Source organism: Novosphingobium sp. PC22D (genome assembly GCF_002556635.1).
Classification (GTDB): Bacteria; Pseudomonadota; Alphaproteobacteria; order Sphingomonadales; family Sphingomonadaceae; genus Novosphingobium.
The window spans coordinates 598,176-623,780 of sequence record NZ_MWMO01000002.1; the positions used below are offsets into that span (position 1 = coordinate 598,176).

General features: G+C 67.9%; 27 protein-coding genes. 13 read left to right on the top strand and 14 right to left on the bottom strand.

All coding sequences use genetic code 11. The annotated features are described in order from the left end of the window. Window positions 1-241 precede the first annotated feature (241 nt). From B2G71_RS06280 to B2G71_RS06310, 7 genes are all read left to right on the top strand, one after another. Complete coding sequence (locus B2G71_RS06280) at window positions 242-1,048, top strand: IclR family transcriptional regulator (RefSeq protein WP_098104853.1); 807 nt, start codon at window positions 242-244, stop codon at window positions 1,046-1,048. 61 nt (window positions 1,049-1,109) lie between these two features. Next, window positions 1,110-1,541 carry a PaaI family thioesterase gene (locus B2G71_RS06285; RefSeq protein ID WP_168176281.1) on the top strand — a complete coding sequence of 144 codons (432 nt, stop codon included), beginning with the start codon at window positions 1,110-1,112 and terminating at the stop codon, window positions 1,539-1,541. A 12-nt stretch (window positions 1,542-1,553) separates the two neighbouring features. Further along, window positions 1,554-1,964, top strand: coding sequence for a PaaI family thioesterase (locus tag B2G71_RS06290; protein WP_098104855.1), 411 nt, complete (start codon window positions 1,554-1,556; stop codon window positions 1,962-1,964). Between the two features lie 50 nt (window positions 1,965-2,014). Beyond that, the gene (locus tag B2G71_RS06295; protein WP_098104856.1) at window positions 2,015-3,805 is read left to right on the top strand and encodes a thiamine pyrophosphate-binding protein; all 1,791 of its coding nucleotides are present in this window, start codon (window positions 2,015-2,017) and stop codon (window positions 3,803-3,805) included. Between the two features lie 41 nt (window positions 3,806-3,846). Further along, window positions 3,847-4,761 (top strand): nuclear transport factor 2 family protein, encoded by a 915-nt coding sequence (locus B2G71_RS06300; protein ID WP_098104857.1) that lies wholly within the window; start codon window positions 3,847-3,849, stop codon window positions 4,759-4,761. Next, the gene (locus B2G71_RS06305) at window positions 4,758-5,519 is read left to right on the top strand and encodes an SDR family oxidoreductase (RefSeq protein ID WP_098104858.1); all 762 of its coding nucleotides are present in this window, start codon (window positions 4,758-4,760) and stop codon (window positions 5,517-5,519) included. Before B2G71_RS06300 ends, B2G71_RS06305 begins: the two co-directional genes overlap by 4 nt. A gap of 54 nt (window positions 5,520-5,573) precedes the next feature. Beyond that, window positions 5,574-6,797, top strand: a complete 1,224-nt coding sequence (locus B2G71_RS06310; protein WP_098104859.1) for an MFS transporter — start codon at window positions 5,574-5,576, stop codon at window positions 6,795-6,797. Window positions 6,798-6,809: 12 nt separating this feature from the next. Here the strand turns inward: B2G71_RS06310 and B2G71_RS06315 are convergent, their stop codons facing one another. The 4 genes from B2G71_RS06315 to B2G71_RS06330 form a co-directional block, all read right to left on the bottom strand. Then, window positions 6,810-7,373 (bottom strand): nuclear transport factor 2 family protein, encoded by a 564-nt coding sequence (locus B2G71_RS06315; RefSeq protein WP_168176282.1) that lies wholly within the window; start codon window positions 7,371-7,373, stop codon window positions 6,810-6,812. Continuing rightward, window positions 7,370-8,245, bottom strand: coding sequence for an SDR family NAD(P)-dependent oxidoreductase (locus B2G71_RS06320; protein WP_098104861.1), 876 nt, complete (start codon window positions 8,243-8,245; stop codon window positions 7,370-7,372). Before B2G71_RS06320 ends, B2G71_RS06315 begins: the two co-directional genes overlap by 4 nt. Before the next feature lie 7 nt (window positions 8,246-8,252). Continuing rightward, on the bottom strand, window positions 8,253-8,774 hold the full coding sequence (locus B2G71_RS06325; RefSeq protein WP_168176283.1) for a nuclear transport factor 2 family protein: 522 nt from the start codon (window positions 8,772-8,774) through the stop codon (window positions 8,253-8,255). An 82-nt stretch (window positions 8,775-8,856) separates the two neighbouring features. Beyond that, window positions 8,857-11,253 (bottom strand): TonB-dependent receptor, encoded by a 2,397-nt coding sequence (locus tag B2G71_RS06330; protein ID WP_168176284.1) that lies wholly within the window; start codon window positions 11,251-11,253, stop codon window positions 8,857-8,859. Window positions 11,254-11,955: 702 nt separating this feature from the next. On the opposite strand from B2G71_RS06330, the gene B2G71_RS06335 reads away from it, so the two are divergent. The 3 genes from B2G71_RS06335 to B2G71_RS06345 are packed head-to-tail and all read left to right on the top strand — an operon-like array spanning window position 11,956 to window position 15,148. Next, window positions 11,956-12,555: a hypothetical protein gene (locus tag B2G71_RS06335; RefSeq protein WP_098104864.1), complete on the top strand. Its 600-nt coding sequence runs from the start codon at window positions 11,956-11,958 to the stop codon at window positions 12,553-12,555. 6 nt (window positions 12,556-12,561) lie between these two features. Further along, the gene (locus tag B2G71_RS06340) at window positions 12,562-14,721 is read left to right on the top strand and encodes a molybdopterin dinucleotide binding domain-containing protein (RefSeq protein ID WP_098104865.1); all 2,160 of its coding nucleotides are present in this window, start codon (window positions 12,562-12,564) and stop codon (window positions 14,719-14,721) included. Between the two features lie 22 nt (window positions 14,722-14,743). Continuing rightward, a complete protein-coding gene (locus B2G71_RS06345; RefSeq protein ID WP_098104866.1) occupies window positions 14,744-15,148 on the top strand; it encodes a nuclear transport factor 2 family protein in 405 nt (134 codons plus the stop codon). 19 nt (window positions 15,149-15,167) lie between these two features. Here B2G71_RS06345 and B2G71_RS06350 read toward each other — a convergent pair whose 3' ends face one another. The 10 genes from B2G71_RS06350 to rpsU all read right to left on the bottom strand — a co-directional run bounded on the left by B2G71_RS06350 (window position 15,168) and on the right by rpsU (window position 23,137). Beyond that, entirely contained in the window at window positions 15,168-15,962 is a 795-nt protein-coding gene (locus B2G71_RS06350; RefSeq protein WP_168176285.1) for a GntR family transcriptional regulator, read from the bottom strand. Between the two features lie 536 nt (window positions 15,963-16,498). Then, a complete protein-coding gene (gene ygiD / locus B2G71_RS06355; protein ID WP_098104868.1) occupies window positions 16,499-17,320 on the bottom strand; it encodes a 4,5-DOPA dioxygenase extradiol in 822 nt (273 codons plus the stop codon). Window positions 17,321-17,382: 62 nt separating this feature from the next. Then, window positions 17,383-18,879, bottom strand: a complete 1,497-nt coding sequence (gene gatB, locus B2G71_RS06360; RefSeq protein ID WP_098104869.1) for an Asp-tRNA(Asn)/Glu-tRNA(Gln) amidotransferase subunit GatB — start codon at window positions 18,877-18,879, stop codon at window positions 17,383-17,385. After that, a complete protein-coding gene (locus tag B2G71_RS06365) occupies window positions 18,876-19,214 on the bottom strand; it encodes a HigA family addiction module antitoxin (RefSeq protein ID WP_206049320.1) in 339 nt (112 codons plus the stop codon). The genes gatB and B2G71_RS06365 overlap by 4 nt, the downstream gene beginning before the upstream one ends. Window positions 19,215-19,250: 36 nt before the next feature. Next, complete coding sequence (locus B2G71_RS23705; RefSeq protein ID WP_141521513.1) at window positions 19,251-19,712, bottom strand: purine permease; 462 nt, start codon at window positions 19,710-19,712, stop codon at window positions 19,251-19,253. A 1-nt stretch (window position 19,713) separates the two neighbouring features. Further along, complete coding sequence (gatA, locus tag B2G71_RS06375) at window positions 19,714-21,201, bottom strand: Asp-tRNA(Asn)/Glu-tRNA(Gln) amidotransferase subunit GatA (protein WP_098104872.1); 1,488 nt, start codon at window positions 21,199-21,201, stop codon at window positions 19,714-19,716. Window positions 21,202-21,370: 169 nt separating this feature from the next. Further along, the gene (gatC, locus tag B2G71_RS06380; protein WP_098104873.1) at window positions 21,371-21,673 is read right to left on the bottom strand and encodes an Asp-tRNA(Asn)/Glu-tRNA(Gln) amidotransferase subunit GatC; all 303 of its coding nucleotides are present in this window, start codon (window positions 21,671-21,673) and stop codon (window positions 21,371-21,373) included. A gap of 109 nt (window positions 21,674-21,782) precedes the next feature. Beyond that, window positions 21,783-22,076, bottom strand: coding sequence for a hypothetical protein (locus B2G71_RS06385; protein ID WP_098104874.1), 294 nt, complete (start codon window positions 22,074-22,076; stop codon window positions 21,783-21,785). Between the two features lie 194 nt (window positions 22,077-22,270). Further along, window positions 22,271-22,798 (bottom strand): FKBP-type peptidyl-prolyl cis-trans isomerase, encoded by a 528-nt coding sequence (locus tag B2G71_RS06390; protein WP_098104875.1) that lies wholly within the window; start codon window positions 22,796-22,798, stop codon window positions 22,271-22,273. 132 nt (window positions 22,799-22,930) lie between these two features. Continuing rightward, the gene (rpsU, locus tag B2G71_RS06395) at window positions 22,931-23,137 is read right to left on the bottom strand and encodes a 30S ribosomal protein S21 (RefSeq protein WP_098104876.1); all 207 of its coding nucleotides are present in this window, start codon (window positions 23,135-23,137) and stop codon (window positions 22,931-22,933) included. 249 nt (window positions 23,138-23,386) lie between these two features. Here rpsU and crcB point away from each other — a divergent pair, with 249 nt between their 5' ends. Genes crcB through B2G71_RS06410 form a run of 3 tightly spaced genes read left to right on the top strand, consistent with a single transcriptional unit; the run spans window position 23,387 to window position 25,604 of the window. Beyond that, entirely contained in the window at window positions 23,387-23,794 is a 408-nt protein-coding gene (gene crcB, locus B2G71_RS06400; protein WP_098104877.1) for a fluoride efflux transporter CrcB, read from the top strand. Beyond that, the gene (locus B2G71_RS06405; protein ID WP_098104878.1) at window positions 23,791-25,002 is read left to right on the top strand and encodes an RluA family pseudouridine synthase; all 1,212 of its coding nucleotides are present in this window, start codon (window positions 23,791-23,793) and stop codon (window positions 25,000-25,002) included. The genes crcB and B2G71_RS06405 overlap by 4 nt, the downstream gene beginning before the upstream one ends. Next, entirely contained in the window at window positions 25,002-25,604 is a 603-nt protein-coding gene (locus B2G71_RS06410) for an FMN-binding negative transcriptional regulator (protein WP_098104879.1), read from the top strand. The genes B2G71_RS06405 and B2G71_RS06410 overlap by 1 nt, the downstream gene beginning before the upstream one ends. The last annotated feature ends 1 nt before the right edge of the window (window position 25,605 follow it).

Below are 25,605 nucleotides of genomic sequence, written 5' to 3' on the forward strand. Positions count from 1 at the left end.
TTCTTCGTGCGGGCGAGTCCCGTCCGGCGGGCGCTTTTGCCTGGTGACGACGCCCACGTCCGGCAGATTTCCTGCGCGGCCACGAGCGGGCTTGACACCGGTCGCGATATTCGTATATCCGAATAGTATTCGTATATGTGTCTATCTATAGATTGCTTGATCGGCGCTGGCAAGGCCGCAAGACAAGCGTACGCCATTTCAACCGGGCGCCGGGGATAGGGGAAGGGATGAGGAACAAGGCATGACGGCCAAGCCCGCCAGCGGCGGCGCGCCCCTTTCGGTGGCGCGCGTGCTCCAGATCATCCAGGTTCTCAGCCGGTCCGAACAGCCGATCGGGCTGGCCGAACTGAGTCGCCAGCTCGGCACGCCCAAGACCAGCCTGATCGGGCTGCTGCGCGGCCTCGTCGACATGAACTACGTCATTGCCGCCGACGGCGCCTATCGACTGGGCGGCAGCGCCTTCGAGCTGGCCGGTTCGATCCTCTCGGCCCGCCAGCGCCACCATCTCAACGACTACATCCGCGCGGGCATGCGCGATCTCAACCGGGTGACCGGCGAAACCGTTTTCTACGGCGTCTCCACCGGCGAGAGACCGGCGATGATGACCTACGTCGAACTCGTCGAGAGCCGCGGCGCGCTCCGCATTTCGGTGGGAATCGGCGATCGCAGCCCGCTCTATTGCACTGCCGGCGGGCGCATCCTGCTCGCCGCCATGTCCGACGAAGAGGTCAAGGAGTATCTGGAGACCACGCCGCTCAATCGCATCATCAGCGGCACGCTGGTCGATCGCGAGGGGCTGCTCGCCAGCATCCGTGAGGCACGCGAAGAGGATTTCTCGATTGTCGCCGACGAGATGGTCCAGGGGATCACCGGCATGGCCGCGCCGGTCCGCGACAATTCTCCCGGAATTCTCGGCGCGCTGATCATCGCCGGCCCGAGCGGGCGGATGATCCAGGACGAAAGCGAACTGCGCGAGCAGGTGCGCGAGGCCGCGCGCGCCATTTCCGCCTCGCTCGGCCACAGCACCGGGGCCGAGCCGGCCCGGTGATTTCCCCGGCGATTCGATGCGCGCAGGCGTCCCCCACCATCCAAGCGGAAGGAACAGCTCTTTGAATACCGTCTCCGACTGGCAATTCGTGCCCGCCGAACTCGATGCGTTTCTGGTGGACAAGGGCCATAACGCCCTGCTCGGCCAGCGCTATCACGCGCACGACGCGGACTGGATCGAACTCGCCATGCCCTGGAACGAGCGGCTGGTCGACGATCCGGACACCGGCGCCATGGCGCGCGGCGCGATCATGACGCTGCTCGACAATTCGGCGGGCATCGCGATCATGCTCAAGCGCGGCGGCTACCTGCCGCAAGTCACCGTCGACCTGCGTGCCGATTTCGTCCGCCCGACCGAACGCGGCGCCACGCTGGTGTGCCGCAGCGAATGCCTCAGCATCGTGCCCGGCTTCGCCTTCAGCCGGGGCATCGCCTACGAGCGCGACCCGTCCGATCCGGCCTGCCTCGTCACCGCGTCGTTCGCGCTGCTTTAGGAGACAAACCCAATGAGCGCACAAGACATCACCCTGCCCGCCTACGCTGGAACGATCGGCGTCCGTATCGATTCGTGGGACGCCGCGCGCCCGATCCTGACGCTCGACTACAGTGGCGAGCTTTGCGGCAATCCGGGCATGTTCCACGGCGGCGCCGTCGCCGCGCTGCTCGAGATGGCCGCGCTCGCGACGATCGACGCCGACCTGCGCGCCGGGCGCGGGCCGGCGAAGCTCTCGCCGGTCAACGCGACGGTCGAGTACATGCGCCCCGCGCTCGAACGGCCCGCCTACGCCTCGGCCCGGATCGTGCGCGCCGGGCGGCGCCTCGCCAACCTCGAGGCGACCTTGTGGCAGGAGAGCGAGGACAAGCCCTGCGCGACGGCGATCGTCAACGTCGCGATCGCGCCGCTCGAAGCCGCCTAGCCGCACCCCGACCGACAAGTCCGAACCAACCAAACGGGAGAGAGAGACCCATGGGCACGCAGACGATGTACGAACGCCTGCTCGATCTGATCCAGGCCGAGGATGTCGACACGCTTTTCGGCATCCCCGACCCCAGCTTCTTCGGCATGTTCATCGAGGCCGAGCGGCGCGGCATGCGCATCGTCTCGCCGCACCACGAACAGGCCGCCGCGCTCACCGCCGACGGGCTCTACCGCATGACCGGCAAGCCTGCGGTGCTGTGCATGAACAAGGGCCCGGGCGTCGCCAACATCATGGCGGGCGTCAATTTCCTGATGAAGGAAAACGTGCCCGCGGTGTGCATCATGGCCAACCGCCAGCGCTTCTACGAACAGAAGGTGCGGCGCGGGATGATGCAGTACATGAGCCAGCCGCCGCTGTTCGAGAACACGGTCAAGTTCGCCGGCACCATCGAATATCCGCAGCAGACCGACGAGATCATGCAGGAAGCCTTCCGCAAGGCGCTCGGCGGCGTGCCCGGACCGACCTTCGTGGAACTGCCGCTCGGCGTGATGCAGGCCAAGTTCGACGGCTCGCCGGTGCTCCGGCCGCACCAGTACCGGCTCGTCCACCAGCGCGCCGACGAGCGCTCGATCGCCGAGGCCAGGGCGCTGCTCGAAGGCGCCAGGGCGCCGGTGCTGCTGCTCGGCCAGGGCGGCTTCGTCAGCCGCGCGCATGAGGCGCTGACCGCGCTGGCCGAGCGGCTCGCCTGCCCGATCCTCCAGACCAACGCGGTCGAGGCGGTGCTGCCCGGGATGGAGGCGCGCACCTTCCCCTACAGCTCGGCGACCGGAGCCGAGATCGCGGCGCAGTCGGACGTCGTGCTCGCGATCGGCACCGAGCTGGGCGAAGCGCTCAACTACGGGCGCGGCCACGCGTGGAAGACCGGCAACGAGACGCGCAAGTGGATCTACGTCGAGCGCGACGCCGATGCGATGGGCGTCAACCGGCCGATCGACGTGCCGCTGGTGGGCGACCTGCGCGACATCGTGCCGCAGCTCACCGAGGCGCTCGCCGGCGTCTCGCGCGCGCTGCCCGCCAAGCTGTCTGACTGGACCGCCGCGCGCGACGCGCACAAGGCCTCGATCGAGGACTACGTGCCCAAGACCTCGATGCCGATCCATCCCGGCCTGGTGCCCATCGAGACTTCCAAGGCAATGCCCGCCGACTCGATCCTTGTGCGCGACGGCGGCGGCGCGAGCATGTGGGCATCGGCGCTGATGCAATATGTGCCGCGCGACTCGATGTGGAGTTCCAACTGGGGCGCGATCGGCAACGGTCTACCCATGGCGATGGGCGCGCAGCTCGCGGTCGGAAACGAGCGCCGCGCCTTCCTTCTGACCGGCGATTCGGCGTTCCTGTTCCACATCTCCGAACTCGAGACCGCGGTGCGCAAGAACCTGCCGGTGATCTGCGTCGTCTCGGTCGATCACGCCTGGGGGCTGGAAGCCGCCTCGTACAAGGCGAACTTCGGCGAGAACACCTCGACCCCCGAGGCCCGCTGGGGCGCGGCTGTGCGGCTCGACAAGACCGCCGAGAGCTTCGGCGCGCACGGCGAATACGTCGAGAAGGCGGAGGACCTGGGCCCGGCGGTCAAGCGCGCGCTCGCCTCGGGCAAGCCGGCGGTGATCCACGTCGAGGTCGACCAGATGGCCAGCTCCAGCTTCGAGGGCATCCCCGGATTCGCCGAGTTCCGAGCCTGGTTCGGCGAGGAGGGTGACTTCCTCGGGGTGCCGGGCGAAGCGCCCGCCGCATCGAAATCCGGCGGCGGCGGCGCGACCGAAAACAGCAGCGGCTACTGACCCAAGGCAGAGCCGCAGAAAACGGGAGAGGGAAACACACAATGTCGATCAATCATTCGGTCGAGCCGCAGCTCGCCAGCCTCGTCAAGTCCGAGCGCCACATGCGCAGCGAGTACGGCACGAAAATGGTGGGGGTGATGGATACCGTCGCCCCCCACCCGCATTTCGTCATGCCGCTCCAGCCCGGCAAAGTTGCGATCCTCTCGGGCTGGGACACCATCGACGAGATGTACAAGGGCTCGGTCAGCAACGCCGAACCCAAGGCCAGCCGGGTGCTCTCGCAGCTCGCGACCGACTGGTTCGTGTTCATCGAGAACGTGCCCACGCGTTTCTGGGTGGCGGCGAACAAGCCGATCACGGCGCAGACGGTGACCATGTTCGTCACCGATGACGAAAGCGGCATCACCGGCGAATACGCCTGGGAGCGGCACTATATCACGCCCCAGCCCGCCTCCGACAGCGCGGGCGCGCTGCCGCTGCCCGATCGCCAGCTCGCCAATCTCGAGAACCACGAGGCGCTGCTCGAAGCGCTCTGCGCGGGCGACATCGCCAAGGTCATGGGGTTGATCACGCCCGAATGCGTCTGGGCACAGCGCGATTACCTTGCCGATACCGAGGGCGGCGAAGTGACCGAGCTGCGCGGCGCCGAAGCCGCCGCCGGCTACCTCACCCGCTGGCATGCCGAGATGCGGCCGCAACACGTCTCGGTGGTCAACCGCCGGGTGACCGACTGGTTCGTCTTTTCCGAGGAAGTGTGGATCGTGCAACCCGGCGGCGGCGCGGCGCGTCAGTGCCGCACCGCGACGATCTATCCGCTTGCCGAGGATGGACGCTTCGAAGGCGTGCTCGGCTTCGGCAAGGATATCGAAGACCCCGCCCCCTCGGCCGGCCAGCGGCTCGGCCGCGCCTTCTGGTCCGAGCCCGGCGTCGCCATCGCGGACGTCGCCAGATCATGAGCGCGGGCAGGCTCGCGGGCAAGGTCGCGCTCATAACCGGCGCAGGCCAGGGCGTGGGGCTCGGCATCGCCCAGGCCTTCTGCGCGCAGGGCGCCGCCGTGGTCATCACCGGACGCGACGCGGCCCGGCTCGAAGCCGCGCGCGAAGCGATCGAGGCGCGCGGCGGCCGGGTCGCGATCTTCGCGGGCGACGCCGCCCGCCGCGAGAACGCGCAGGCCGCCGTCGCCCTCGCGGTAGAACGCTTCGGACGGCTCGACGTGCTGGTGAACAACGCGCAGGCGCGCCGCTCGGGCGTGCCTCTCGAGGAGATCACCGAGGCCGACATGGACCTCGCGCTCTCCACCGGCCCGGTCGCGACGCTGCTGCACATGCAGGAGGCCTTCCCCCAGCTTCGCGAGCATCGCGGCGCGGTGATCAACTTCGGGTCGAAGATGGGCATGCAGCCGATGGCCGGGATCGGCTCCTACGCCGCCGCCAAGGAGGCGATCCGCGCCCTCACCCGAAGCGCGGCGCGCGAGTGGGGCAAGCACGGCATCCGCGTGAACGTGCTCAACCCCGCCTCGCTGGGCGAGACGGGCCGCGCCTATTTCGAAAGCCGCCCGGACGAGCTGGAAAAGCTGTGCGCCGACGTCGCGCTCGGTCATTTCGGCGATGCCGAGACCGAGATCGGCGCCGTCGCGGTGTTCCTCGCCAGCGACGAGAGCCGCTACGTCACCGGCCAGACGCTCAACGCCGACGGCGGCCAGCTCATGCTCTGAACGGGCGCCTTCATTCCTTCATGAATTCATAGAGATATCCGGGAGACCTCTCAGGTGCACATACAAGCAGGGGCCGCGCAGGAGTGGCGTCGGTTCTGGTTCCTCCCGCTCGTGGGCGCGCTGGGCTATTCGAGCGCGGTGCTCCACACGTATGGCGTCGGCCCTTTCTTCGAGCCGCTGCAACGCGAATTCGGCTGGTCACGCGCGGGAATCTCGTTCGGGCTGACCATCGCCGGGCTCGTCGGCGCGCTCTTCGCGATCCCGATGGGCATGGTGGTCGACCGGCTCGGCCCGCGCCGGGTCGCGCTTGCCGGCACGCTGCTGATGCCCGCCTCGATCGGCCTGCTCGGCACCGCCTCGGGCACGCTGACCAACTGGTACGTGCTGTGGGGCCTGGTCGCCTTCGCCAATCTGTGGATGCAGGCCACGGTCTGGACCAGCGCCATCGCCAGCCGCTTCGAGAAGTCGCGCGGGATCGCCTTCGCGGTGACCTTCTCGGGCGCCTCGTTTTCCGCCGTGGTGGTGCCCTTCGTGGCGACATCGCTGATCATCGCCTTCGACTGGCGCACCGCCTTCATGCTGGTCGGCGTGATCTGGGCGGTGGCGGTGTTCCCGCTGGTGTTCCTGTTCTTCCGGGGCGCACAGGACGTGAAGACCCCCGACGAGGACCACCATCGCCCGGCGGCGGCGGACCTGCCCGGCGCGAGCGTCGAGCAGGCGCTGCGCTCGCCCGCGTTCTACCAGCTTTTCTTCGCCAGCCTGCTGTTCACCTTCACCGCGGTGGGGATGATCGTGCACTATGTCCCGATCCTGATGGGACAAGGCGCGAGCGCGCTCGGCGCGGCTGGCGTGGCCGCCTTCGTCGGCGTCTTCTCGATCATCGGCAGGCTCGGCACCGGGTTCCTGCTCGACCGCTTCCCGCCCGGCCTCGTCGGCGCGGCGGCGTTCATGCTGCCGGTGATCTCGTGCCTGCTGCTGCTGTTCGACGGCGCCGATCCGGTGAGCCAGTCGATCGCCTCGGCCCTGTTCGGCTTCACCGTCGGCGCCGAAGTCGACGTCATCGCCTTCCTCGCCACGCGCCAGTTCGGACTGAAGCACTATGGCGTGATCTTCGGCTCGATCGTCACCGCCATGGCGGCGGGCGGCGCGATCGGCCCGCTCGCGGCAGGCGCGGCGCACGATCACTTCGGCAGCTATTCGCAGTTCCTCACGCTAACGATCGCGCTGATGGTGGCGAGCGCGCTGGCGGTGGCGACGCTGCGGCGCCCCTCGTACTGAGGGGGGCGCCCGTCAGCCCCGGCGCATCAGCGCGTAGCTCGGGTCCTCGGGCTTGCGCAGGCCGAGGCTGAGCGGGCGGTCGCGGCCGTAACCAAGTTCCCCTGCCAGCTCGCCCTTGTCCCAGGCGGCGGTATCGGGAAATTCTCGGAACCAGTCGCGCACGACGACGCGGCGGGCGATGCGCCAATGGTCCTCGCGCTTCTCCATGCGGTCGATGAAGCGGCTGCCCGACATGTGGTCGTAGCGCGATCCATCCTCGCGGCGCATGCGGTGGAACGCCTGGATATAGGATTCGACGAAGGCGGTGGCGCCGTCCGGATCGAGATCGATCAGGATGTTGCCGATGAAGTGCGTCGTCAGTTCGATCGAGCGGATGATCGGCACCGCGTGGTCGACGAATTCCTGCGCCGAATGCGCGACGAAATTGCCGTGCTCGTCGCTGGCGTCGGGCCAGTAGGCCGACAGGATCAGGTCGACGTCGAGGCGGTCGATGCCGCGGCAATAGCGGTAGATGCAATCGCGAATGGCCTCGCGATCGGCAAACTCCGCCGCGATCTGGGTGGTGCTTCGGATCATCGCGCCGGCTCCTCGTCTTCGCGGCGCCAGCTTTCCAGCCAGCTTCGGTCGCGCGCATAGGCGGGCACGTTGTCGGCATCGAGATGCGACCACTTGACGCTCACGCCGCCGTCGACCGCGAGGCATTGCCCGGTGATGTAGCCCGCCATGTCCGAGAGCAGGAACAGCACGGTCGCGGCGATCTCCTCGGCCCGGCCCTGCCGTGCCATCGGCACCGCCCAGCGGTCGCGTTCGGGATCGGGCTCGACCGCGGCGGTGGGGGTGAGGATCGCGCCCGGCGCCACCGCGTTGACGCGGATCGCGTCTGCGGCCAGTTCGACCGCCATGGTCTTGACCGCCGAATTGACCGCCGCCTTGGCGACGCCGTAGGCGATGTGGAACGGCGTGGCGGCAAGCCCGCTGATCGAGGAGATCGCCACCAGCGAGCCCGGCCTGCGCGCGGCCCGCAGCTCGCGCGCAACCGCCTGCGAGAGGAAGAACATGGTATCGAGGTTGAGATCGAGCACCGCGTGCCAGTCCTCGCGTGTGACCCCGCTCGCGGGGCCCCAATAGCGGTCGGGAACGCCGCCGACGACCGTCACCAGTCCGTACAGCGCGCCGGGCGCGTCCCTCGCGCCCGCCATGATCGCCGCCACGCCCTCCTCGCTGGCGATGTCGGCGACCACCGGGGCCACCGTTATGCCCTCGGCGCGCAACGGCGCGATCGCCGCCTCGAGCCCCTCGGCGGAACGGTCCGCCGCGACGATCGTCGCCCCCGCCAGCCCGGCGAGGCGCGCGATCATGGTGCCCATGCCGCCGCCACCCGCGCCCGCCACGATCACCTTGCGGCCTTCGAGGCCGACAAGATCGAGGATCGGTGCCGGATCGATCATGGCGCCTTCAGGCCTCGCGGTCACGAGTCAGGATGCCGCTGCGGTCATAGCTCGGCGCATCGCGCGGCGGCATCGCCGGAGGAGCGCCGTAATCGGGGTTGTCGAAAAACTGGCCGGACAAGTCGGGCCGGCCGATATAGTCGGTGAGGAACAGCCGCCAGGCGAACCGCCAGTGCCCGTCCTCATCCTCGACCAGCCGCTCGTAATAGGTGCCCATCGGCCCGTAGGCGGTGCCGTCGGCGAGCACGCTCTGCTCGCTGACGTAAGTGCGGGCATTGGCGCGGCCTTTTCCCGTCAGTTCGACCAGCGGCGTGCGAAACGTGAGCAGGATACGGCGGTATTCGGGAAATACCTTCCTCATGAAGCCGGCGATCGTGTCGCGGCCGTTGAGGACGAGGCCCGAGACCCGCCATTCGGCGTCCCGGGTGAAACAATCTCCGAACGTGGCGACGTCCTTGCGCCAGACGGCATCGGTATAGCGCGCGTGCAGTTGCCGGACCTGCGCCTCCACGCTCACGAAATCGCTCATCGGATCGCTCCCAGCGTGCTTGCGGACAAGGCCCGGGCGGCGGGCGGCGCGTCGTCTCGGCGCGCCGCCCGCCGCGTCCGGATCAGAAGCGCACCGTGCCTTGCAGCGCGACTTCGCGCGGACGGTTCCAGAACCCGACATACTGGTCGGGATTGCCCGCCGCGGTCCAGGCGTAAGCCTGCAGCTTGTAGTAGCTGTTGGTCAAGTTGCGGCCGAGCAGCGCCAGTTCGTAGGCGCCGTCTTCCGAACCCACCTTGAGCGCCGCGTTGACGATCCAGTAGGCCTTCTGCCGCCCGCCGGGCGCATTGTCGGTCGATGCCTGATAGTCGCCCGAATAGGACCCGGACGCCGAGATCGTCGTCTTCAGTCCGCTCACCAGTTCGGGGCTGTAGTCACCGCCGAAGCTGAAGGTCAGCTTGGGCGCGCGCACCAGCCGCGTGCCCGAAAGATCCTGCACCTTGATCGAGTTGGGATTGTTCGGATCGGCGGGGAGACAGCCCTCGGCGGCGGTCTGCCCGTTGTAGCACTGCGCGGTGTTGAACTTGGTGTACTTTGCGCTGTTGAGCCCGAGGTTGCCGTTGAACCGCAGCGTGTCGGTCGCCTGCCAGTTGAGCGAGGCCTGGACGCCCTTCACTCGCGAAGCCGCCGCGTTGGTCAGGTTGAACGCCTGAATGACGCCGCTGTTGTCGGCCGAGACGACCTGGAGGTCGTCGTACTTGTAGGTGTAGACGTTGAAGTCGAAGCGCAGGGTGCCGCCCATCAGCGACGCCTTGTAGCCCGCCTCGAAGCCCTCGGCGATCTCGGGCCGGAACAGCACGCTTTCGGGCGTGGCGGTCGCGGGAAGCAGGAACGGGTTCGAGATGCCGCCCGACTTGTAGCCGGTCTTGTACGCGACATAGGCGGTGTGGTCGGTGTTGGGCCGCCAGGTCAGCGTCACTTCGGGCGAGACGTGCTTGTCGGAATAATCCGCCAGGAAGTGCTCGCCGACAGGGTAGAGATACTGGAAATTCGGGCCGAGCGAGAGGTTCACCTGGTCGAGCTTCTTGGTATCCCGGCTCCAGCGCGCGCCGCCCGACAGTTCGAGCGTTTCGAGGATCTTCCAACTGACCTCCGCGAAGGCCGAGAGATATTCGCCCTTCGTGTCCGAGTGCATGTCCGCGCTGACGTAATTGTCGGCGACCGGATTGTAGACGTGCAGGATCTCGGGGACGTTGTCGAAGGGCCGCTTGGAATATTCCCAATACCCGCCAACCATGAAGTTGAGCGGACCGTCGAAGCTGGTCGAGACGCGGATTTCCTGGCTCAGCAGCGTATACTGGTAGCGCGCCGCCGCCCAGATATTGGCGTAGGGCGACCAGTCGGTGGTGTTCATCAGTTTGATGTCTTCGTCATAATAGCCGCTGGTCAGAGCGATGTCGAAGTTGTCGAACGACTTGTTGAGTTCGAGCACGCCGAAATAGAAGATCTTGTCCAGGTAAGGCACGCCGCCGTTGGCGAAACGCGCGTTGCGGGCATAGACTTCCGGCACGCCGCCGTGCGAGGTGACGCGGTTCGCCTCGCAATCGGCGCCGGGCAGCGGGAACTGGCCGAGCGTGATCGGCTCGGTCGTGTCGCCGATGCAATAGGGCTCGGAGTTGCCGTTGCCGGTGTTGGCTTCGACCGAGTTCACCGTGAACTTGAGCTTGGCCGAAAACGTCGGTTCGGGCTCCCACAGCAGCGAGACGCGTCCGGCCAGTTCGTCGCTGTTGGGCATGCGCTTGCCGTAGTTCGCGCCGGCGGTGGGCACGCTGGGATCGAGCAGGCCGGGCACGACCGGCGCGACGTTGCGCGTCCAGCCCTTCATCGTGCTGGCGCGGAACGCGAAGCGCGCGGCGAGCGTGCTCGACAGCGGGCCGGAAACGGCGCCCTCGCTGTAGGCCTGATCGGCGGTGAATTCGTAGCCGCCCGTCAGATAGCCTTCGAGCGAGAACGTCGGATCGGCCGAATTGATCGAGATGACGCCGGCGGGCGAGTTCTTGCCGAAGTAAAGCGCCTGCGGGCCCGACAGGACCTGGACGTTCTGCGTGTCGAACAGCCGCGCGCCGATGATCGTGCCGCGGCTGAAGGGCACGCCGTCGAGCTCGACGAGCACGCTCTGGTCGAAGCCCGCGTCGCTCGAGGATGAACTGATGCCGCGGATCGCGATGACCGCGCCGGTGCCCGAACCGCCTTCGCCGATCGAGACCTGCGGGGCGAGTTCGGCGACCTTGGTCAGGTCGCTGGCGAGCGTATCGGCGATCTCCGTCCCGCCGATCGCGGTAACCGCGACCGGAACGTTCTGGAGCGTCTCGTCGCGCTTGCGCGCGGTGACGATGATGTCGCCGAAGCCGCTGCTCGCGGCTGCCTCCTCGTCGGAGTCATCGGCGGCCTGGGCAAGTGCCTGGCTGCTTGCAAACACGCATGCGGTTCCGCACAGAAGTGCGACGATCTTCCTCTTCATGCCAAGATCCTCCATCCCAAAAATACTTTTGTTCTATGCCCTTGGGGCAACTCACCGGTGTTCGGGCCAGGCGCGCGCGGCGGTTCCGGCCGCCGTCCCGCCCCTGGATTCGCCCCGCGACACGAAACGATCCCGGATATTCGAATATACGAACGCTGTTCGAATATCCATTTTACTACTGCACATCGGCGGCGGGTTCAAGATGCCAGAAACATTCTCGCTACGGTCGGCCCGGTTCGCGGCGATGCCACCGCACGCGATGCCCGCGAGACGCCGCCGCGTGGGCTGACCGACGGGCGGGCAAGACAGTGATCTGGTGATCCGTTCCCGCGACACGCGAGCCCCCTCTCCTCACGCGCGACGCCCTGTGTCGTGGCGATCACGCTCCGCCGCTCAATCGGCAGCTTTTTTAAGTTGTCTGGACTTATTTACAGATTGCCGGACTGTCAATCGCGGCGTGGCCCTCCGCCCCGCCCGACCGGCGGTTTGCATCGAATTATGCTGCATCGCGATATTTCGTAATAATCGGACGTTTCTCGGGCAAAATTCCACCTAATTCCATGTGTGAGCCGCCTTCCGGTACGGTTCGGCCCTTCCCGCCCATTGACCCCGCTGCGCTTCCCTTCCAATAAGTATGGACCTTTAAGTAGAGCCGGCAGGACCCACCTGGACCGGCCGTGGGGACAGAGGAGCAAGGAAGCGATGACGCGCGTGCATCTGGCATTCACACCCGACGAGTTGCCCGACACCACGAGCCCGGAGGATCGCGCCGGGTTCGAGGCCTTCATCGAGACCATGCAGCCGGCCTTCGGCGCGCCCGAAATCCCGAAGGCCGCGGCGGGCTTCGCCATCATCGCCCGCGCGCCCAAGCTCGCCTCGCTCATCGTCGGGCTCAATCAGCACATGGCCTTCGAGCTGCCCTGGACCTCGCAGCGCGCCGACTTGCGCGAGCTGATGATCCAGACGCTCAACATGCATTTCCAGTGCGATTTCAACTTCCAGTCGCACCTCGCCAAGGCCGAGCAGCGCTACGGCCTGCCAGTCGAGCTGCAGGCCGCCATTCCCTACTGGAAGGTGAGCAACATCTTCACCGAGGAACAGCGCCTGGTGATCGAATTCACCCTTGCCGCGGCCTCCGGCACGGTCAGCGACGAGCTGTTCGCGCGCGTCGTCGACCAGTTCGGCGAGGCGGGCGCGACCGAGTTCACCTTCGGCGTTGCCTGGTGGTCGTTCTGGGCGATCCTGGTCGGCGCGATCGGCCCGCAGCACGACTTCGGGTACCGGACCGACCAAGCGGACTGAGCGCGCATGGCGACGACAATCTGCCGGTCGTGCAACGCTTTCTGTCCGATCGACGTGACGGTCGAGGGTGGACGCGCGGTCAAGGTCGAGGGCAATCGCCGCGCGCCGATCTATCACGGCTACACCTGTCCGAAAGGCCGCGCGCTGCCTGAGCTGCATCGCCATCCCGAGCGGCTCTCGCGCTCGCTGAAAAAGCAGCCCGACGGTGCGTTCGTCGAGATTTCCAGCGAGGATCTCATCGGCGAGCTGGCCGACCGGCTCGGCACGATCATCGACCGCCACGGCCCGCGCGCGGTCGCCGCCTATCTTTCGGGCGGGGTGATCGAGCAGCCGGCGGCGTCGGCGCTGATGATCTCGTTCCTCGAGGCGATCGGCTCGCCGATGCTGTTCTCGGCCTCGACCATCGACCAGCCCGGCATGACCATCGGCTATGCGCTGCACGGACGCTGGAGCGGCGGCCGCACCCGGCCCGAGGCGCGCGACGTCAGCGTGATCGTCGGCGGCAATCCGATCAATTCGAAGCAGTACCTGCCGCAGAATCCCGGCATGCAGATCAAGCGCATGCGCCGCGCGGGCGGCAAACTGGTCGTGATCGACCCGCGCCGCACCGAGACCGCGCGGCTGGCCGACATCCACCTCCAGCCGATCCCCGGCGAGGACCCGACGATCCTCGCCGGCCTTGCCCACCTCATGATTCGCGAGGGTCATGCGAACAGCGCCTTCATCGCGGCCAACGCCGCCGGCTTCGAGGCGCTGGCGCAGGCCGTGGCCCCGTTCACGCCCGCCTACGTCGCCGCGCGCGCGGGCATCGAGGAGGGCGACTTGCGGTCCGTGGCCCGCGTGCTGGGCGAGGCGCGCACCGGCGACGTCGCTCTGGGCACCGGGCCGAGCATGGCGACGCGCGGCATCCTGTCCAGCTATCTCGCCTTGTGCCTCAACACCTTGCGCGGGTTCTGGGCGGCCGAAGGCGAGGAGGCGATGCACCCCAGCGTGCTGCTTCCGCCGCGCGAATTCCGCGCCCAGCCGGTCGCGCCCTATCCCGCCTGGGGCTTCGGTGAGAAGACGCGGATCAGGGGCTTCGAGCCGACTCCCGCCGGCATGCCGCTCGCCGCGCTGCCCGGCGAGATCCTGACTCCCGGCGATGGCCAGGTCCGCGCGCTGTTCCTCCACGGCGGCGCGGTGCAGAGCTGGCCGCAGTCGGGCCGCACGCGCGAGGCGCTCGCCGCGCTCGACCTGCTCGTGATCCACGACGTGGTGCTTTCGCCGACCGCGCGGCTGGCCGACTACGTGATCGCGACGAAGATGCAGCTCGAACTCCCGGCGATCACCGTGCTCAACGAGATCATCGCCAATTCGGGCCATGCCGGCTACGGCACCGCCGATCCCTTCGCCTTCTGCGGCCCGGCGGTTGTCGCGCCGCCCGAGGGCGCCGATCTGGTCGAATCGTGGCAGACCTATTACCGTGTGGCGCAGCGGCTCGGCCTGCCGCTCAGGCTCACCAACTGGCGCGCGGCCTCGGACAGCCGCCCCGAACTCGACATGACCCGCGAGCCGACGACCATGGACATCTACGCGATGATGTGCGCGGGCTCGGCCGCGCCGATCGACGCGGTTCGCAGCCATCGTGACGGCCATGTCTACGAGCACCTGCGCCGCTTCGTGGGCCCGCGCGATCCCGATTGCGCCGACCGGCTCGAACTCGCCGATGCCGACATGCTCGCCGAACTGGCGAAGGTCGCCGCCGAGAACCCGGCCGGGCGTCGCGGCACCGATGCTCGGTTCGCCTTCCAGCTCATCCCCAGCCGCCTGCAGAACGCGACCAACACCTTCGTCAAGGCGCGCGGCGCGCTGAGGCGCAGCTACAATCCCGCGTTCATGAACGGCGCGGACATGGCCGATCTCGGCCTGTCGAGCGGCGACGAAGTGCGCATCCGCTCGCGCCACGGGCAGGTCCGCGCGATCGTCGAGGAGGACGCGGGGCTGCGCCGCAAGGTCGTGGCGATGATGCACGGGTTCGGCCGCGCACCCGACGACGACCCGCGCCGCCACGGCACCAACGTCAACCACCTCACCGCGTGGGACGACGACTTCGAACCGCACACCGGCATGCCGCGCATGGGCGCGCTGCCGGTGGCGATCACGCCTGCCGTGCCGCGCGCGCGGTGATCCTCTTCTTCCGGGGAAGCGAATGACCAGTCAGGAACAAGCCAATATCGCGCTCGTAAAACGGTTCTACCAGTACCTCGAGGACGGAGACCGCGACGGCGCCTATGCCAACGTGATCGACCCGGACTGCGAGTTGCACGAATGCGCCGCCCTGCCCTACGGCGGCGTCTACAAGGGCCGCGAGCGCATGAAGGCGGTGCTTCAAGGCGTGATGGCGGGATTCGACGAGTTCACATGCGAAATCCGCAACTATCTGGCGGGCGGCGACGAAGTGGTGTGCCACCTGCTGCTTTCCGGCGTCGGGCGCGAAAGCCGCAAGCCCTTCACCGTGCCGGTGATGGAGCTGTGGCGCATCCGCGACGGCAAGGTCGTGGAACTGCGCCCCTTCCTGTTCGAACCCGACGCGATCGCCGGCGTGCTGGCGTAACCGCGCCGGGCCGCGCGCCTCAGCCGGGGTGCTTGGCTTCGGCGCGGTGGAGGTTGACCTCGTAGCGGAAGCGCGAGGCCGGGTAGGTCTCGTGCGCGGCTTCGACGACCTTGCCGCTTGCCGTCTTGAACGCGCGGCGCACGACCACGGCCGGCGAGCCGGGCTCGACCTCAAGCATCTTCGCCAGCTTGCCCGTCACCAGTTCGGCCGAGATATCCTGTGTCAGTTCGACGATCATCGACCCGAACATGTCCTCGATCAGCTTGAACACCGGCCCCGGATGCGAGGGGACCAGGCGGCTGATCGCGGCATAGTCCCGGTGCACGTAGAGCTCGACCCGGCATTCGGGATGCCGCGCGCCGTGCGTGCGCGAAAGCCCGCGAATCGCCAGCCAGTCCTCGTCGGGCGCGGTGCCGATCCAGGATGCGAGGTCCTTGTGCATCTTGCGCAGCTCCACCGCTTCGATCGCGAAGTCCCAGTTCAGCGCGTAGGCCCGGAAATCGTTGAGCGACATGGCGTGCATGAAGTTCGAGTTGGACGATTGCGGCGGCAGCACGCGCGTTCCCGAACCCCGCCGCGAGAGAATCAGCTTTTCCTCGCGCAGCTTGCGCAGCGCCTCGCGCACGGTGTTGCGGCTGACGCCGAAGGTCCGCGCGAGCTGCGCTTCGGCGGGAAGATAGGAACCCACCGGATAGCGGCCGGCGAAGATCGCATCCTTGAGCGCACGCGCGATCTCGAGATAGGCCGGCAGGTCCGCCGCCCCGCTTGCAAATGGCGCCTCGTCCGTCGGCACGCCGGCACCTTTCGCGCTCATGCCGCCGCCGTCATCGGACGGGCGGCCGGTCGGTGCGGTTCCATCGTCAACTCGGGTCTCCTGTCCGGCGTCGCCGCCCTCGCGATGAGCCCAGCCTTTTGCAATGGAACAACCCACAGAACAACTGGAGAAGCCGATCGGCGCTTCGCCGACCCGATCTCTCCGCCAGGCCGCGCGTCTCAAGCGATTTTTCCGCGGCCGGCGCAAACCCGGAGCGCATCCGGGCGCGACAAGCGGCATGGATATTTCGTGCCCGGCGATCGTGCGAATCCGCCGCAGTGCAGCGAACCTCGCCGATTCGCGGGCAACGGTCCTGTCTCGGCCATGCCCCGGCGCGAAAAAAGGCCCGGACGCGAGCGCCCGGGCCTTGGAAGTTTGGGAGAGGATGCCTGAAAGGCAGGGTCTTTGTCTCAGGCCCTGCCCGATTCCGCAAGTGCGAAGAACTCATGCGGCAGTGCAAAAACCGTGTTTGCCCTGCTTATCCCTGCAATTTCAGGCGATTGCGGGGCACGGAACGGGAGGCGAGGCGCGGTTTTTCAGGCAGCGGCAGCCGGCAGGGCCTCCGCCGGCACCAGCGCCGGGTCGCCGTAGAGCACCGAGGTCATCGACAACGCGCCGTCGATCGTGTCGCTGAACACGGTCACGCCATCGCCGGGCAGCCGGGCGCCGGCGGCATAAAGCAGCGGCAGGTAGTGCTCGCCCGAGTTGATCGCGGCGGCGGCAGCGCGATCGTCGGCGGCGAACTCGGTCAGCGCCGCCTCGTCACCCGCGACGAGCGCGGCGTTGATCCGCTGCTGGAAGTCCACCGCCCACTCGGGCCGCGTCCCCGCACTCGCGCGCCACAGCGCGAGGTTGTGGACCACGTTGCCGCTGCCGACGATCAGCACGCCCTCGTCACGCAGCGGCGCGAGCTTGCGGCCGAGCGCGAGGTGCCCGGCGGGATCGAGCGCGCGGTCGAGGCTCATCGCCACGAGCGGGACGTCGGCCTCGGGGAACATCGGCTGGACCACGCCCCAGGCGCCGTGATCGAAGCCCCAGTCCGCGTCCGCCGCGACGTGCCCGGCACCGAGCAGGTCGGCGACGCGCCCCTCGAGCCAGGCCGAGCCCGGCGCGCGGTACCGCATCGCGTAAAGCTCCTCGGGAAAACCCCGGAAATCGTGGATCGTGCGCGGCGCGGCGCCGGTGGTCACGTGCGTGCGCCCGCGCGTCTCCCAGTGCGCGCTCACCGCGAGGATCGCTCTGGGGCGCGGCAGCGCGCGGCCGAGCCCGATCATCGCGCGCCGCTCGGGCACATCTGAAATCACGGTCATCGGCGAACCGTGGCCGATGAACAGGGCGGGCATGCGCTTGGTCGTCATGCCGCCAGAGATGGGATTCGCCCGGCCCGAGGGCAATTGCGATTAGCGCGCGCCCGCTTGCGTCAGCCCAGCTTCTGCTTGAGCAGTTCGTTCACCACCTGCGGATTGGCCTTGCCCTGCATCGCCTTCATCGTCTGGCCGACGAAGAAGCCGAACAGCGCCTGCTTGCCGCCCTTGTACTGCTCGACCTTGTCGGCGTTGTCGGCGAGAACCTTGTCCACCGCCGCCTCGATCGCGCCGGTGTCCGAGGTCTGCTTGAGCCCTTCGCGCTCGACGATCGCGCCTGCCGTATCACCCGTCTCGAGCATCTTTTCGAGCACCTGCTTGGCGATCGAACCGGAGATCGTTCCGTCGGCCACGAGCGCAAGCAGTTCGCCGCCTTTCTCGGGGGTTATCGGCGATTCCTCAAGCGAGACGCCCAGCTTGTTGAGCGCGCCGAACAGTTCGGAGGTGAGCCAGTTCGCCGCCTGCTTGGCGACCTCGGCGGGCTGCTTGCCCGCCTTGCTCGCGGTCTGCGCGAGCAGCAGTTCGAACCAGCGCGCGGTATCGACATCTGCGGTCAGCACGCCCGCGTTGTAGGCCGACAAGCCCAGCTCGTTCTCGTACCGATGCCGCTTGGCGTCGGGCAGCTCGGGCAGCGAGTTGCGGCAATCCTCGAGGAAGGCGTCGTCGAGTTCGAGCGGCAGCAGATCGGGATCGGGGAAGTAGCGGTAGTCGTGCGCGTCTTCCTTCGACCGCATCGAACGCGTGGTGCCGGTGCCGGGGTCGAACAGCCGGGTTTCCTGCACCACCGTGCCGCCGCCCTCGATGACGTCGACCTGACGGCTCGCCTCGTGCTCGATCGTCTGCATGACGAAGCGCACCGAGTTGACGTTCTTGGTCTCGGTCCGCGTGCCGAACGGTTCGCCCGGGCGGCGCACCGAGACGTTGACGTCGCAGCGCATCGAGCCCTGATCCATGTTGCCGTCGCACGAGCCGACGTAGCGCAGGATGCTCCTGAGCTTCGAGACGTAAGCCCCTGCCTCGGCGGGCGAACGCATGTCGGGCCGCGAGACGATCTCCATCAGCGCCACGCCCGAGCGATTGAGGTCGACATAGCTCATCGTCGGGTGCTGGTCGTGCATCAGCTTGCCCGCGTCCTGCTCGACGTGGATGCGCTCGATGCCGATGGTCTTGGTCGAGCCTTCGGGGTCCTTGTCGTCGAGCACGATCTCGATCCGGCCCTCGCCCACCAGCGGGTGGTAGAGCTGGCTGATCTGGTAGCCCTGCGGCAGATCGGCGTAGAAGTAGTTCTTGCGGTCGAACCGGCTCCACTTGTTGATCTGGGCGTCGATCGCCATGCCGGTACGCACCGCCTGACGGATGCATTCGCGGTTGGGCACCGGGAGCATGCCCGGCATCGCCGCGTCGACGAGGCTGACCTGCGAATTGGGCTCCGCCCCGAACGCGGTCGCCGAGCCCGAGAAGAGCTTGGACTGGCTGGTGACCTGCGCATGGACCTCGAGGCCGATCACGACCTCCCACTCGCCCGTGGCACCCTGGATGCGATAGTTGCTCATGCTGCCTCCACACGCGGCAGGACCTCACGTTCGATCTGCTTGGCGAGCTTTGCCTTCGCCAGCGACAGATCGTGTGCCTGCTGAAGATTAAGCCAGAAACGGGCGCTGGTTCCGAAATAGCGGCCCAGCCGCATCGCGGTGTCGGCCGTCACCGCGCGATTGTCCTTCAATATGGCGGTGATGCGATTGGACGGCACCCGCAGCGCCAGCGCGAGCGCGTTGGCCGAGAGGCCCAGAGGCGCCATGAATTCCTCGCGCAGCATTTCGCCGGGCGAGGTCGTGATGCGCTCCATCGCACCGTTACCCTCGTCAATGGTAGTCGACGATTTCGACATCCCACTCACCCGTAGCACCCTGGATGGGATAATTGCTCATATCTTTTCCTGTTCCAACTCCGAGACGTCCGGTCCAACCGAAGGCTGGTGACTATGATTGGCAAGCAGTGCCAAAATGACGAATGCGACTAGCCAGCCGTACAAAACGCCCTCAATCAAGCTCACATTCTTAGAGATCGACGCCAAAACCGGCGCAAAAATCCAAACCAAACAACTGTTGACTATTATGATAACAACAGTCCGCAAAGCGCGACGCTGAGTAATTGATTCCCACACAAGCTCCATCAGGCTATAGAAAAGACTCATGCCGATTATGGAACCGGCAATGGAGAGCGTAGTCGATCCATCGTCAGGCAGTTTTCCAGCATTAACTCCAATCACCGCACTTAGAATGGTCAGCGAAACTACTGGTACGACGATCCTAGCAAGGTCAGGGCCTGAGATCGTAGGTTGCCGCTCAAAGACAGCCCCATACATCCGTTGGAATCTGACCTCCATATCACCACCACTTCTCCGGCTTGGCCGTGAACCCGGCGCGTTGCTCGATGGCAAGCCCCGCGTTCAGCACCCCCTGTTCGTCGAACATGTTGCCGATGAGCTGGAGGCCCAGCGGCAGGCCGGCGCTGTCGAGGCCGGCGGGCACGCTCATCGCGGGCAGGCCGGCGAGCGAGGCGGGGACTGCAAACACATCGTTAAGGTACATGCTCAGCGGATCGTCGGTTTTCTCGCCCAAGGCGAACGCGGCGCTCGGCGCGGTGGGGGCGAGGATCACGTCGCACTCGGTAAAGGCGTTCCTGAAGTCCAGCGCGATCAGCGTGCGCACCTTCTGCGCCTGCGTGTAGTAGGCGTCGTAGAAGCCGGCCGAGAGCACGTAGGTGCCGATGAGGATGCGGCGCTTGACCTCGGGGCCGAAGCCCGCCGCGCGGGTGGCGGCGTACATGTCCTGCAGCCCCGCGCCGTCGGGCAGGTCGCGCAGGCCGTAGCGCACGCCGTCGTAGCGCGCGAGGTTGCTGGAAGCCTCGGCGGGCGCGACGATGTAGTAGGCGGGCAGCGCGTACTTGGTGTGCGGCAGCGAGATGTCGATTACCTCGGCGCCCGCGTCGCGCAGCCATTCGGCACCCTGATCCCACGATTTCGCGATGTCCGGGTTCATCCCGTCCATGCGGTATTCGCGCGGAATGCCGACCTTCTTGCCCGCAAGGTCGCCCGAGAGGTTCGCTTCCCATTCGGGCACGGGCATGTCGAGGCTGGTCGAATCCTTGGGATCGAAGCCCGCCATGGCCTCGAGCATGATCGCGCAGTCGGTGACGTCGCGCGCCATCGGTCCGGCCTGGTCGAGCGAGCTGGCGAAGGCGACGATGCCCCAGCGCGAGCAGCGGCCATAGGTGGGCTTGATCCCGGTGATGCCGGTGAAGGCGGCGGGCTGGCGGATCGAGCCGCCGGTGTCGGTGCCGGTCGCCGCCGGGCACAGCCGCGCGGAAACCGCCGAGGACGAACCGCCCGACGAGCCGCCGGGCGCGAGCGAGGCATTGCCGCCATCGTTGCGCTTCCACGGGTTGATGACGTTGCCGAAATAGCTCGTCTCGTTCGACGAACCCATCGCAAACTGATCGAGGTTGAGCTTGCCGAGCATGCCGCAGCCCGCGTCCCACAGCTTCTGCGAGACGGTGCTCTCGTACTCGGGCACGAAGCCCTCGAGCATGTGGCTCGCCGCCGTGGTCTGCACGCCCTTCGTGGCGAAGAGGTCCTTCATGCCGATCGGCACGCCGCCCATCTTGCCGAGCGGCTCGCCTTTCGCGCGCCTGGCGTCGATCGCCCGCGCCGCCTCGATCGCCTTTTCGGGCGTGGCGACGATGAAGGCGTTCAGGGCCCCCTGCGCGGCGGCGATATTGGCGTTGAACGCCTCGGCCACTTCGAGCGCGGTGAAGTCTCCGGCGGCGACACCGTCGCGGATGGCGGCGACGCCCAGGTCGGTAAGGTCAGTCATTCAGAAGTACTCCGCACGCCCCGAGCCGATCGAAGGGCGGTCGCGCGATGGGCTCCGCCAAGCTCGGCCCGAGCGGGGCTGGTGTGGTTCGCAAGGCAGCCGGGCAGGCCCCAGGGCCCGCTCATCCCAAGCCTGTCGAAGGACGCAAGTGCAAGGCCGGCCCCGGCGGTCACTCGATCACCTTGGGCACGCCGAAGAAGCCGTGCTCGGCGGCGGGCGCGTTCGACAGAACCGCGTCGCGCTTGTTGCCGCCGGTGAGCGGATCGGCGTCGATCACGTCGTCGCGCAGGCGCAGCGTGTTGGGGATCACCGCGGTCATCGGCTCGACGCCGGTGACATCGACTTCGCCCAATTGCTCGACCCAGGCGAGAATGCCGTTGAGTTCGGGCACCATCGCCTCCAGCTCGTCCTCGCCGAGCTTGATGCGCGCGAGAGCGGCGATCTTCGCCACGGTTGCGGTATCGACCGACATGCCAGTCCTTTATCAGCTACGCGCGGACCCGATGCGCCGGCCCGCCGGAAGCGGTGCAGCTAGCATCGGGGCAAGGCGCATTCAAGCAAGCGAAGCGCCCGAAGGCGGATCAATCCGCCCCTTCGCCGGCTTCCGCCTCGGCGCGCATCTTCGCGAGCGCGGCGCGGGCCTCGCGCATGGCCTCCTCCGAGCGGCGCCGGGCCTCGCGTGACACCTCCTGCGACCTGCGGTTCGCCGCCTCGAACGATTCGCGCGCCCGGCGGGCCTGCTCGCGCGCGTCGGAAGGAACGCCCACGAGCGCGGCGGCGGCACCGGCCGGCGCGCGGCGCGCCTCCTGGCGCAGCAGCAGGACGACCCCGGCGCCGACCACGAGCGCGAAAGCGAGTGCGAGCGACACGATCACGAATGCGCCAAGTTGCGAGGAGGCGTCGGGCCTCAGGCGGCCGTCGTAGTCGAAGCGCGGATCATCCTCGGGGCGGAATGATGGCCGGGACGCGACCGGCCCTGGGCGCCTTGCCGGGAAAGCGTCCGCGCGGCCCGCCGGAGAGATCCCCGCGCGGTCCGCCCAAGCGCTTCACCGGCGCGCGCGCCGCGCGGTCAGGGGTGCGGCGCCGCGCCCGGCGCGCCGCCGGGCATGCCGCCGCCCATCTGCATCTGCTGGAGCTGCTGGAGGATGCGCTGCTGCTGCTCGATCTCGGCGCGGCTCTTGAAGTCGAGCAGCTCGATCTCGAAGGTCAGGTCCGAATTGGCGGGGATCGGCCCGCTCGCCTTGTCGCCGTAAGCAAGCTCGGAGGGAATCTCGACCTTGTACTTGCCGCCGCGCTGCATCTGCTCGAGCGCCTTGGTGAAGCCGGGAACAACCTCGGAAAGCGGGAAGACCGCCTGCTCGCCCTCGTCGAACACCTTACCGTCGGGCAGCGTGCCCTTGTAGTTGACCAGCGCCACGTCGTCGGCGGTGGGCGATTCGCCCGAGCCGGGGCGCAGCGTCACCACGTCGACCGAGGTGGGCAGCGCGGCATAGGCGATACCGCCCGCGGCGAGCGCGATGGCGGCGATGCCGACCCACAGCTTGGTGAGCGAACCCTTGGCGATCGGCTGAAGGGGAACGCGGGTGATCTCGGTCATCGTCGGCAGGTCCTGTCAGAAACGCGAAAGGGCGCGGAACTCAATCCGCGCCCTCATGGCCGATCCGTCGCCGGCCTTCAAGTGCGTGCCGCTGCGATCGAGGCGAATTCCCGCCGCGGCCGCAACGCGCGATCAGCGCGAGCCATCGCGCTCCATGCGCTTGCGCTCGAGCTTGCGGGCGCGGCGGATCGCCGCGGCCTTTTCGCGGGCGCGCTTCTCGGAGGGCTTCTCGTAGTGGCGGCGCAGCTTCATTTCGCGATAAACACCTTCCCGCTGCAGCTTCTTCTTCAGCGCACGAAGGGCCTGATCGACATTGTTATCGCGAACCATGATCTGCATAAACGAACCACCTCATTGAATTAGTGACCAAAGCGCCTCGCCGAGCGCGGGGCAACCGGGGAAATTGTGAACGCAAAACGGTGCCCAGCCCCCAAAGGAGCCGACACGAACGCGCCGCCGCTAGCAAAAGGGCCAGGGCTTTGCAAGCCGAAAGCAGGCGAGCGGGCCGCCGCGAGCGGCCGATGCGTACTGCCCTTCTATTTGGTTAGGATTTGGCTTGGCGCAAGAGGCAGTGTACGGCGCGGGCCAATGCATCAGCCCTCATTCCTTGCCGCATCGCTTGCCGTCGCCCTCGGTGGCGGCCTCGGCGCGTGGTTGCGCTTCCTCGTCGGCCGCTTCTGGGTCATGGCGCTGGGCCCCGTGCGCGCGGGTGCCTTTCCCTACAACACGCTGACCGTCAACGTGCTCGGCAGCCTCGCGATGGGGCTGCTGGTCGGCTGGCTGGCGCGCTTCGGCAGCCACGGCGAGCTGACCCGCCTGTTCGCGGCGGTGGGCGTGCTGGGCGGCTTCACCACGTTCTCCTCGTTCAGCCTCGACGTGATCTCGCTGATGGAGCGCGGCGACGTCGGCACCGCGAGCTTCTATGTCGTGCTCTCGGTCGCGGCGGGGCTCATCGGCCTGTGGCTGGGCCTTCTTGTCATGCGGATCGGCGCATGAGCGCGCCGGGCGAGGAGCGGGTCCGCCAGTTCACCGTCGGCGCCGACGACGACGGCGTGCGGCTCGACCGCTGGTTCAAGCGCCACATGCCGCAGGTCGGCTTCGCCACCGTCTCGCGCTGGGCGCGCACGGGGCAGATCCGCGTCGACGGCAAGCGCGCCGACGTCGCCGACCGGCTCGCGGCGGGACAGGTCCTGCGGGTGCCGCCGGGCGGCGAGGCGAGGCCCGGCGGCAAGGCCCCGCGTCCGCGCCGCGAGCTGACCGAGGAAGAACTCGAACTCGCCGATTCGATGGTTCTGGCGCAGGATCGCGCCGCGATCGTGCTCAACAAGCCGCCGGGGCTCGCGACGCAGGGCGGCAGCGGCACGACGCGCCACGTCGACGGGCTGCTCGACGCCTTCAACCGCGACGGGCCGCGCCCGCGGCTCGTTCACCGGCTCGACAAGGACACCTCGGGCGTGCTGCTGATCGCGCGCACGCCGGGCAGCGCGGCGTTCTTTTCCAAGCGCTTCTCCGGCCGCTCGGCGCGGAAGATCTACTGGGCGCTGGTGGTCGGCGTGCCCGAGATCTCGGACGGTCTCATCGAACTGCCGCTCGCCAAGCAGCCGGGCACCGGCGGCGAGAAGATGCACGTCGACGAAGCGGGCGGCCAGCCCTCGCGCACGCGCTATCGCGTGGTCGACCGCGCCGGCAACCGCGCCGCCTGGGTCGAGCTGCACCCGCTCACCGGACGCACGCACCAGCTTCGCGTGCACATGGCCGCGATCGGCCATCCGATCGTCGGCGACGGCAAGTACGGCGGGCAAGGCGCGTTCCTCACCGGCTCGATCAGCCGCAAGATGCACCTTCACGCGCGGCGGCTGGTGATCGAGCATCCCGACGGCGCCCCGCTCGACGTCACCGCCCCCCTGCCCGAGCACTTCGCGGCGAGCATGGCGCAGCTCGGCTTCGACGAGGCCGACGGCGAGATCGAGGTCGAGATGGCCCCGCCCGAACCGACCCGCGACGACAGGAAGCGCGCCGCCAAGGCCCATGCCAAGGACGTGCGCAAGGAACGGCGCGGCGAGCGGCGCAAGCGCGGTCCCGGTCCCGCCTCCGCGAAGGGCGCTCGCGGCAAGCCGGGAGGCTCCAAGCCCGGCGGCCCGCGCGGGAGCGGCCGCAAGGCTTCGGGCGCGAAGCCGTCCGGTCCGAAGAAGGGCAAGCGCTGATGCATCCCAACGCCGCCTTCCGCCACGAGGAGCGCGCCTTGTGGGAAGCGCTGGTCGAGGAAGTGGGCTTCGGCATGGTCTTCGCGCAGACGCCCGACGGCCCGCGCGTGGCGCATACGCCGCTGCTGTGGACCGGCGACGGCGCGATCCAGTTCCACTTGTCGCGCGGCAATGCCTTGACGAAACATCTCGCGGGCGCGAGCGCGCTCGCGGTGGTCAACGGCCCGGAGGCCTACGTCTCGCCGCGATGGTATGCCCATACCGAGAAGGCGCCGACCTGGAACTACGTCGCGATCGAGATGGAAGGCCGGGTGCGCAAGATGGCGCCCGAGGGCCTCGTCGGCTTTCTCGAGGCGGTCGCAGCGCGGCAGGAAGCGCGGATCGTCGGCGGCGAGCCCTGGCGGATGAGCGAGATGGAGCCCCGGCGCGTGCAGGAACTGCTCGGCGGGATCGTCGGCTTCGAACTTGAGGTCTCGGCGTGGCGGCCGACCTTCAAGCTGTCGCAGACCAGCTCCGCCGACGAGCGCGAGCGGATCGCGCTGGGGCTGGAAGATCAGGGCGCGATGGGCATGGCCAGCCTGATGCGCGAGATCGCGGGGTGAT

Excerpts from the sequence above, each read along its gene's own strand:
- B2G71_RS06405 (WP_098104878.1), top strand. The coding sequence starts at position 23,791 with ATGAGCGCGCCGGGCGAGGAGCGGGTCCGCCAGTTCACCGTCGGCGCC.
- gatB (WP_098104869.1), bottom strand. The coding sequence starts at position 18,879 with ATGAGCAACTATCGCATCCAGGGTGCCACGGGCGAGTGGGAGGTCGTG.
- B2G71_RS06295 (WP_098104856.1), top strand. The coding sequence starts at position 2,015 with ATGGGCACGCAGACGATGTACGAACGCCTGCTCGATCTGATCCAGGCC.
- gatA (WP_098104872.1), bottom strand. The coding sequence starts at position 21,201 with ATGACTGACCTTACCGACCTGGGCGTCGCCGCCATCCGCGACGGTGTC.
- ygiD (WP_098104868.1), bottom strand. The coding sequence starts at position 17,320 with ATGACGACCAAGCGCATGCCCGCCCTGTTCATCGGCCACGGTTCGCCG.
- B2G71_RS06325 (WP_168176283.1), bottom strand. The coding sequence starts at position 8,774 with ATGAGCGATTTCGTGAGCGTGGAGGCGCAGGTCCGGCAACTGCACGCG.
- B2G71_RS06350 (WP_168176285.1), bottom strand. The coding sequence starts at position 15,962 with ATGAGCGCGAAAGGTGCCGGCGTGCCGACGGACGAGGCGCCATTTGCA.
- rpsU (WP_098104876.1), bottom strand. The coding sequence starts at position 23,137 with ATGCAGATCATGGTTCGCGATAACAATGTCGATCAGGCCCTTCGTGCG.
- gatC (WP_098104873.1), bottom strand. The coding sequence starts at position 21,673 with ATGTCGGTCGATACCGCAACCGTGGCGAAGATCGCCGCTCTCGCGCGC.
- B2G71_RS06335 (WP_098104864.1), top strand. The coding sequence starts at position 11,956 with ATGACGCGCGTGCATCTGGCATTCACACCCGACGAGTTGCCCGACACC.
- B2G71_RS06340 (WP_098104865.1), top strand. The coding sequence starts at position 12,562 with ATGGCGACGACAATCTGCCGGTCGTGCAACGCTTTCTGTCCGATCGAC.
- crcB (WP_098104877.1), top strand. The coding sequence starts at position 23,387 with ATGCATCAGCCCTCATTCCTTGCCGCATCGCTTGCCGTCGCCCTCGGT.
- B2G71_RS06300 (WP_098104857.1), top strand. The coding sequence starts at position 3,847 with ATGTCGATCAATCATTCGGTCGAGCCGCAGCTCGCCAGCCTCGTCAAG.
- B2G71_RS06330 (WP_168176284.1), bottom strand. The coding sequence starts at position 11,253 with ATGAAGAGGAAGATCGTCGCACTTCTGTGCGGAACCGCATGCGTGTTT.
- B2G71_RS06365 (WP_206049320.1), bottom strand. The coding sequence starts at position 19,214 with ATGTCGAAATCGTCGACTACCATTGACGAGGGTAACGGTGCGATGGAG.
- B2G71_RS06390 (WP_098104875.1), bottom strand. The coding sequence starts at position 22,798 with ATGACCGAGATCACCCGCGTTCCCCTTCAGCCGATCGCCAAGGGTTCG.
- B2G71_RS06410 (WP_098104879.1), top strand. The coding sequence starts at position 25,002 with ATGCATCCCAACGCCGCCTTCCGCCACGAGGAGCGCGCCTTGTGGGAA.
- B2G71_RS06290 (WP_098104855.1), top strand. The coding sequence starts at position 1,554 with ATGAGCGCACAAGACATCACCCTGCCCGCCTACGCTGGAACGATCGGC.
- B2G71_RS06280 (WP_098104853.1), top strand. The coding sequence starts at position 242 with ATGACGGCCAAGCCCGCCAGCGGCGGCGCGCCCCTTTCGGTGGCGCGC.
- B2G71_RS06345 (WP_098104866.1), top strand. The coding sequence starts at position 14,744 with ATGACCAGTCAGGAACAAGCCAATATCGCGCTCGTAAAACGGTTCTAC.
- B2G71_RS23705 (WP_141521513.1), bottom strand. The coding sequence starts at position 19,712 with ATGGAGGTCAGATTCCAACGGATGTATGGGGCTGTCTTTGAGCGGCAA.
- B2G71_RS06320 (WP_098104861.1), bottom strand. The coding sequence starts at position 8,245 with ATGATCGATCCGGCACCGATCCTCGATCTTGTCGGCCTCGAAGGCCGC.
- B2G71_RS06315 (WP_168176282.1), bottom strand. The coding sequence starts at position 7,373 with ATGATCCGAAGCACCACCCAGATCGCGGCGGAGTTTGCCGATCGCGAG.
- B2G71_RS06305 (WP_098104858.1), top strand. The coding sequence starts at position 4,758 with ATGAGCGCGGGCAGGCTCGCGGGCAAGGTCGCGCTCATAACCGGCGCA.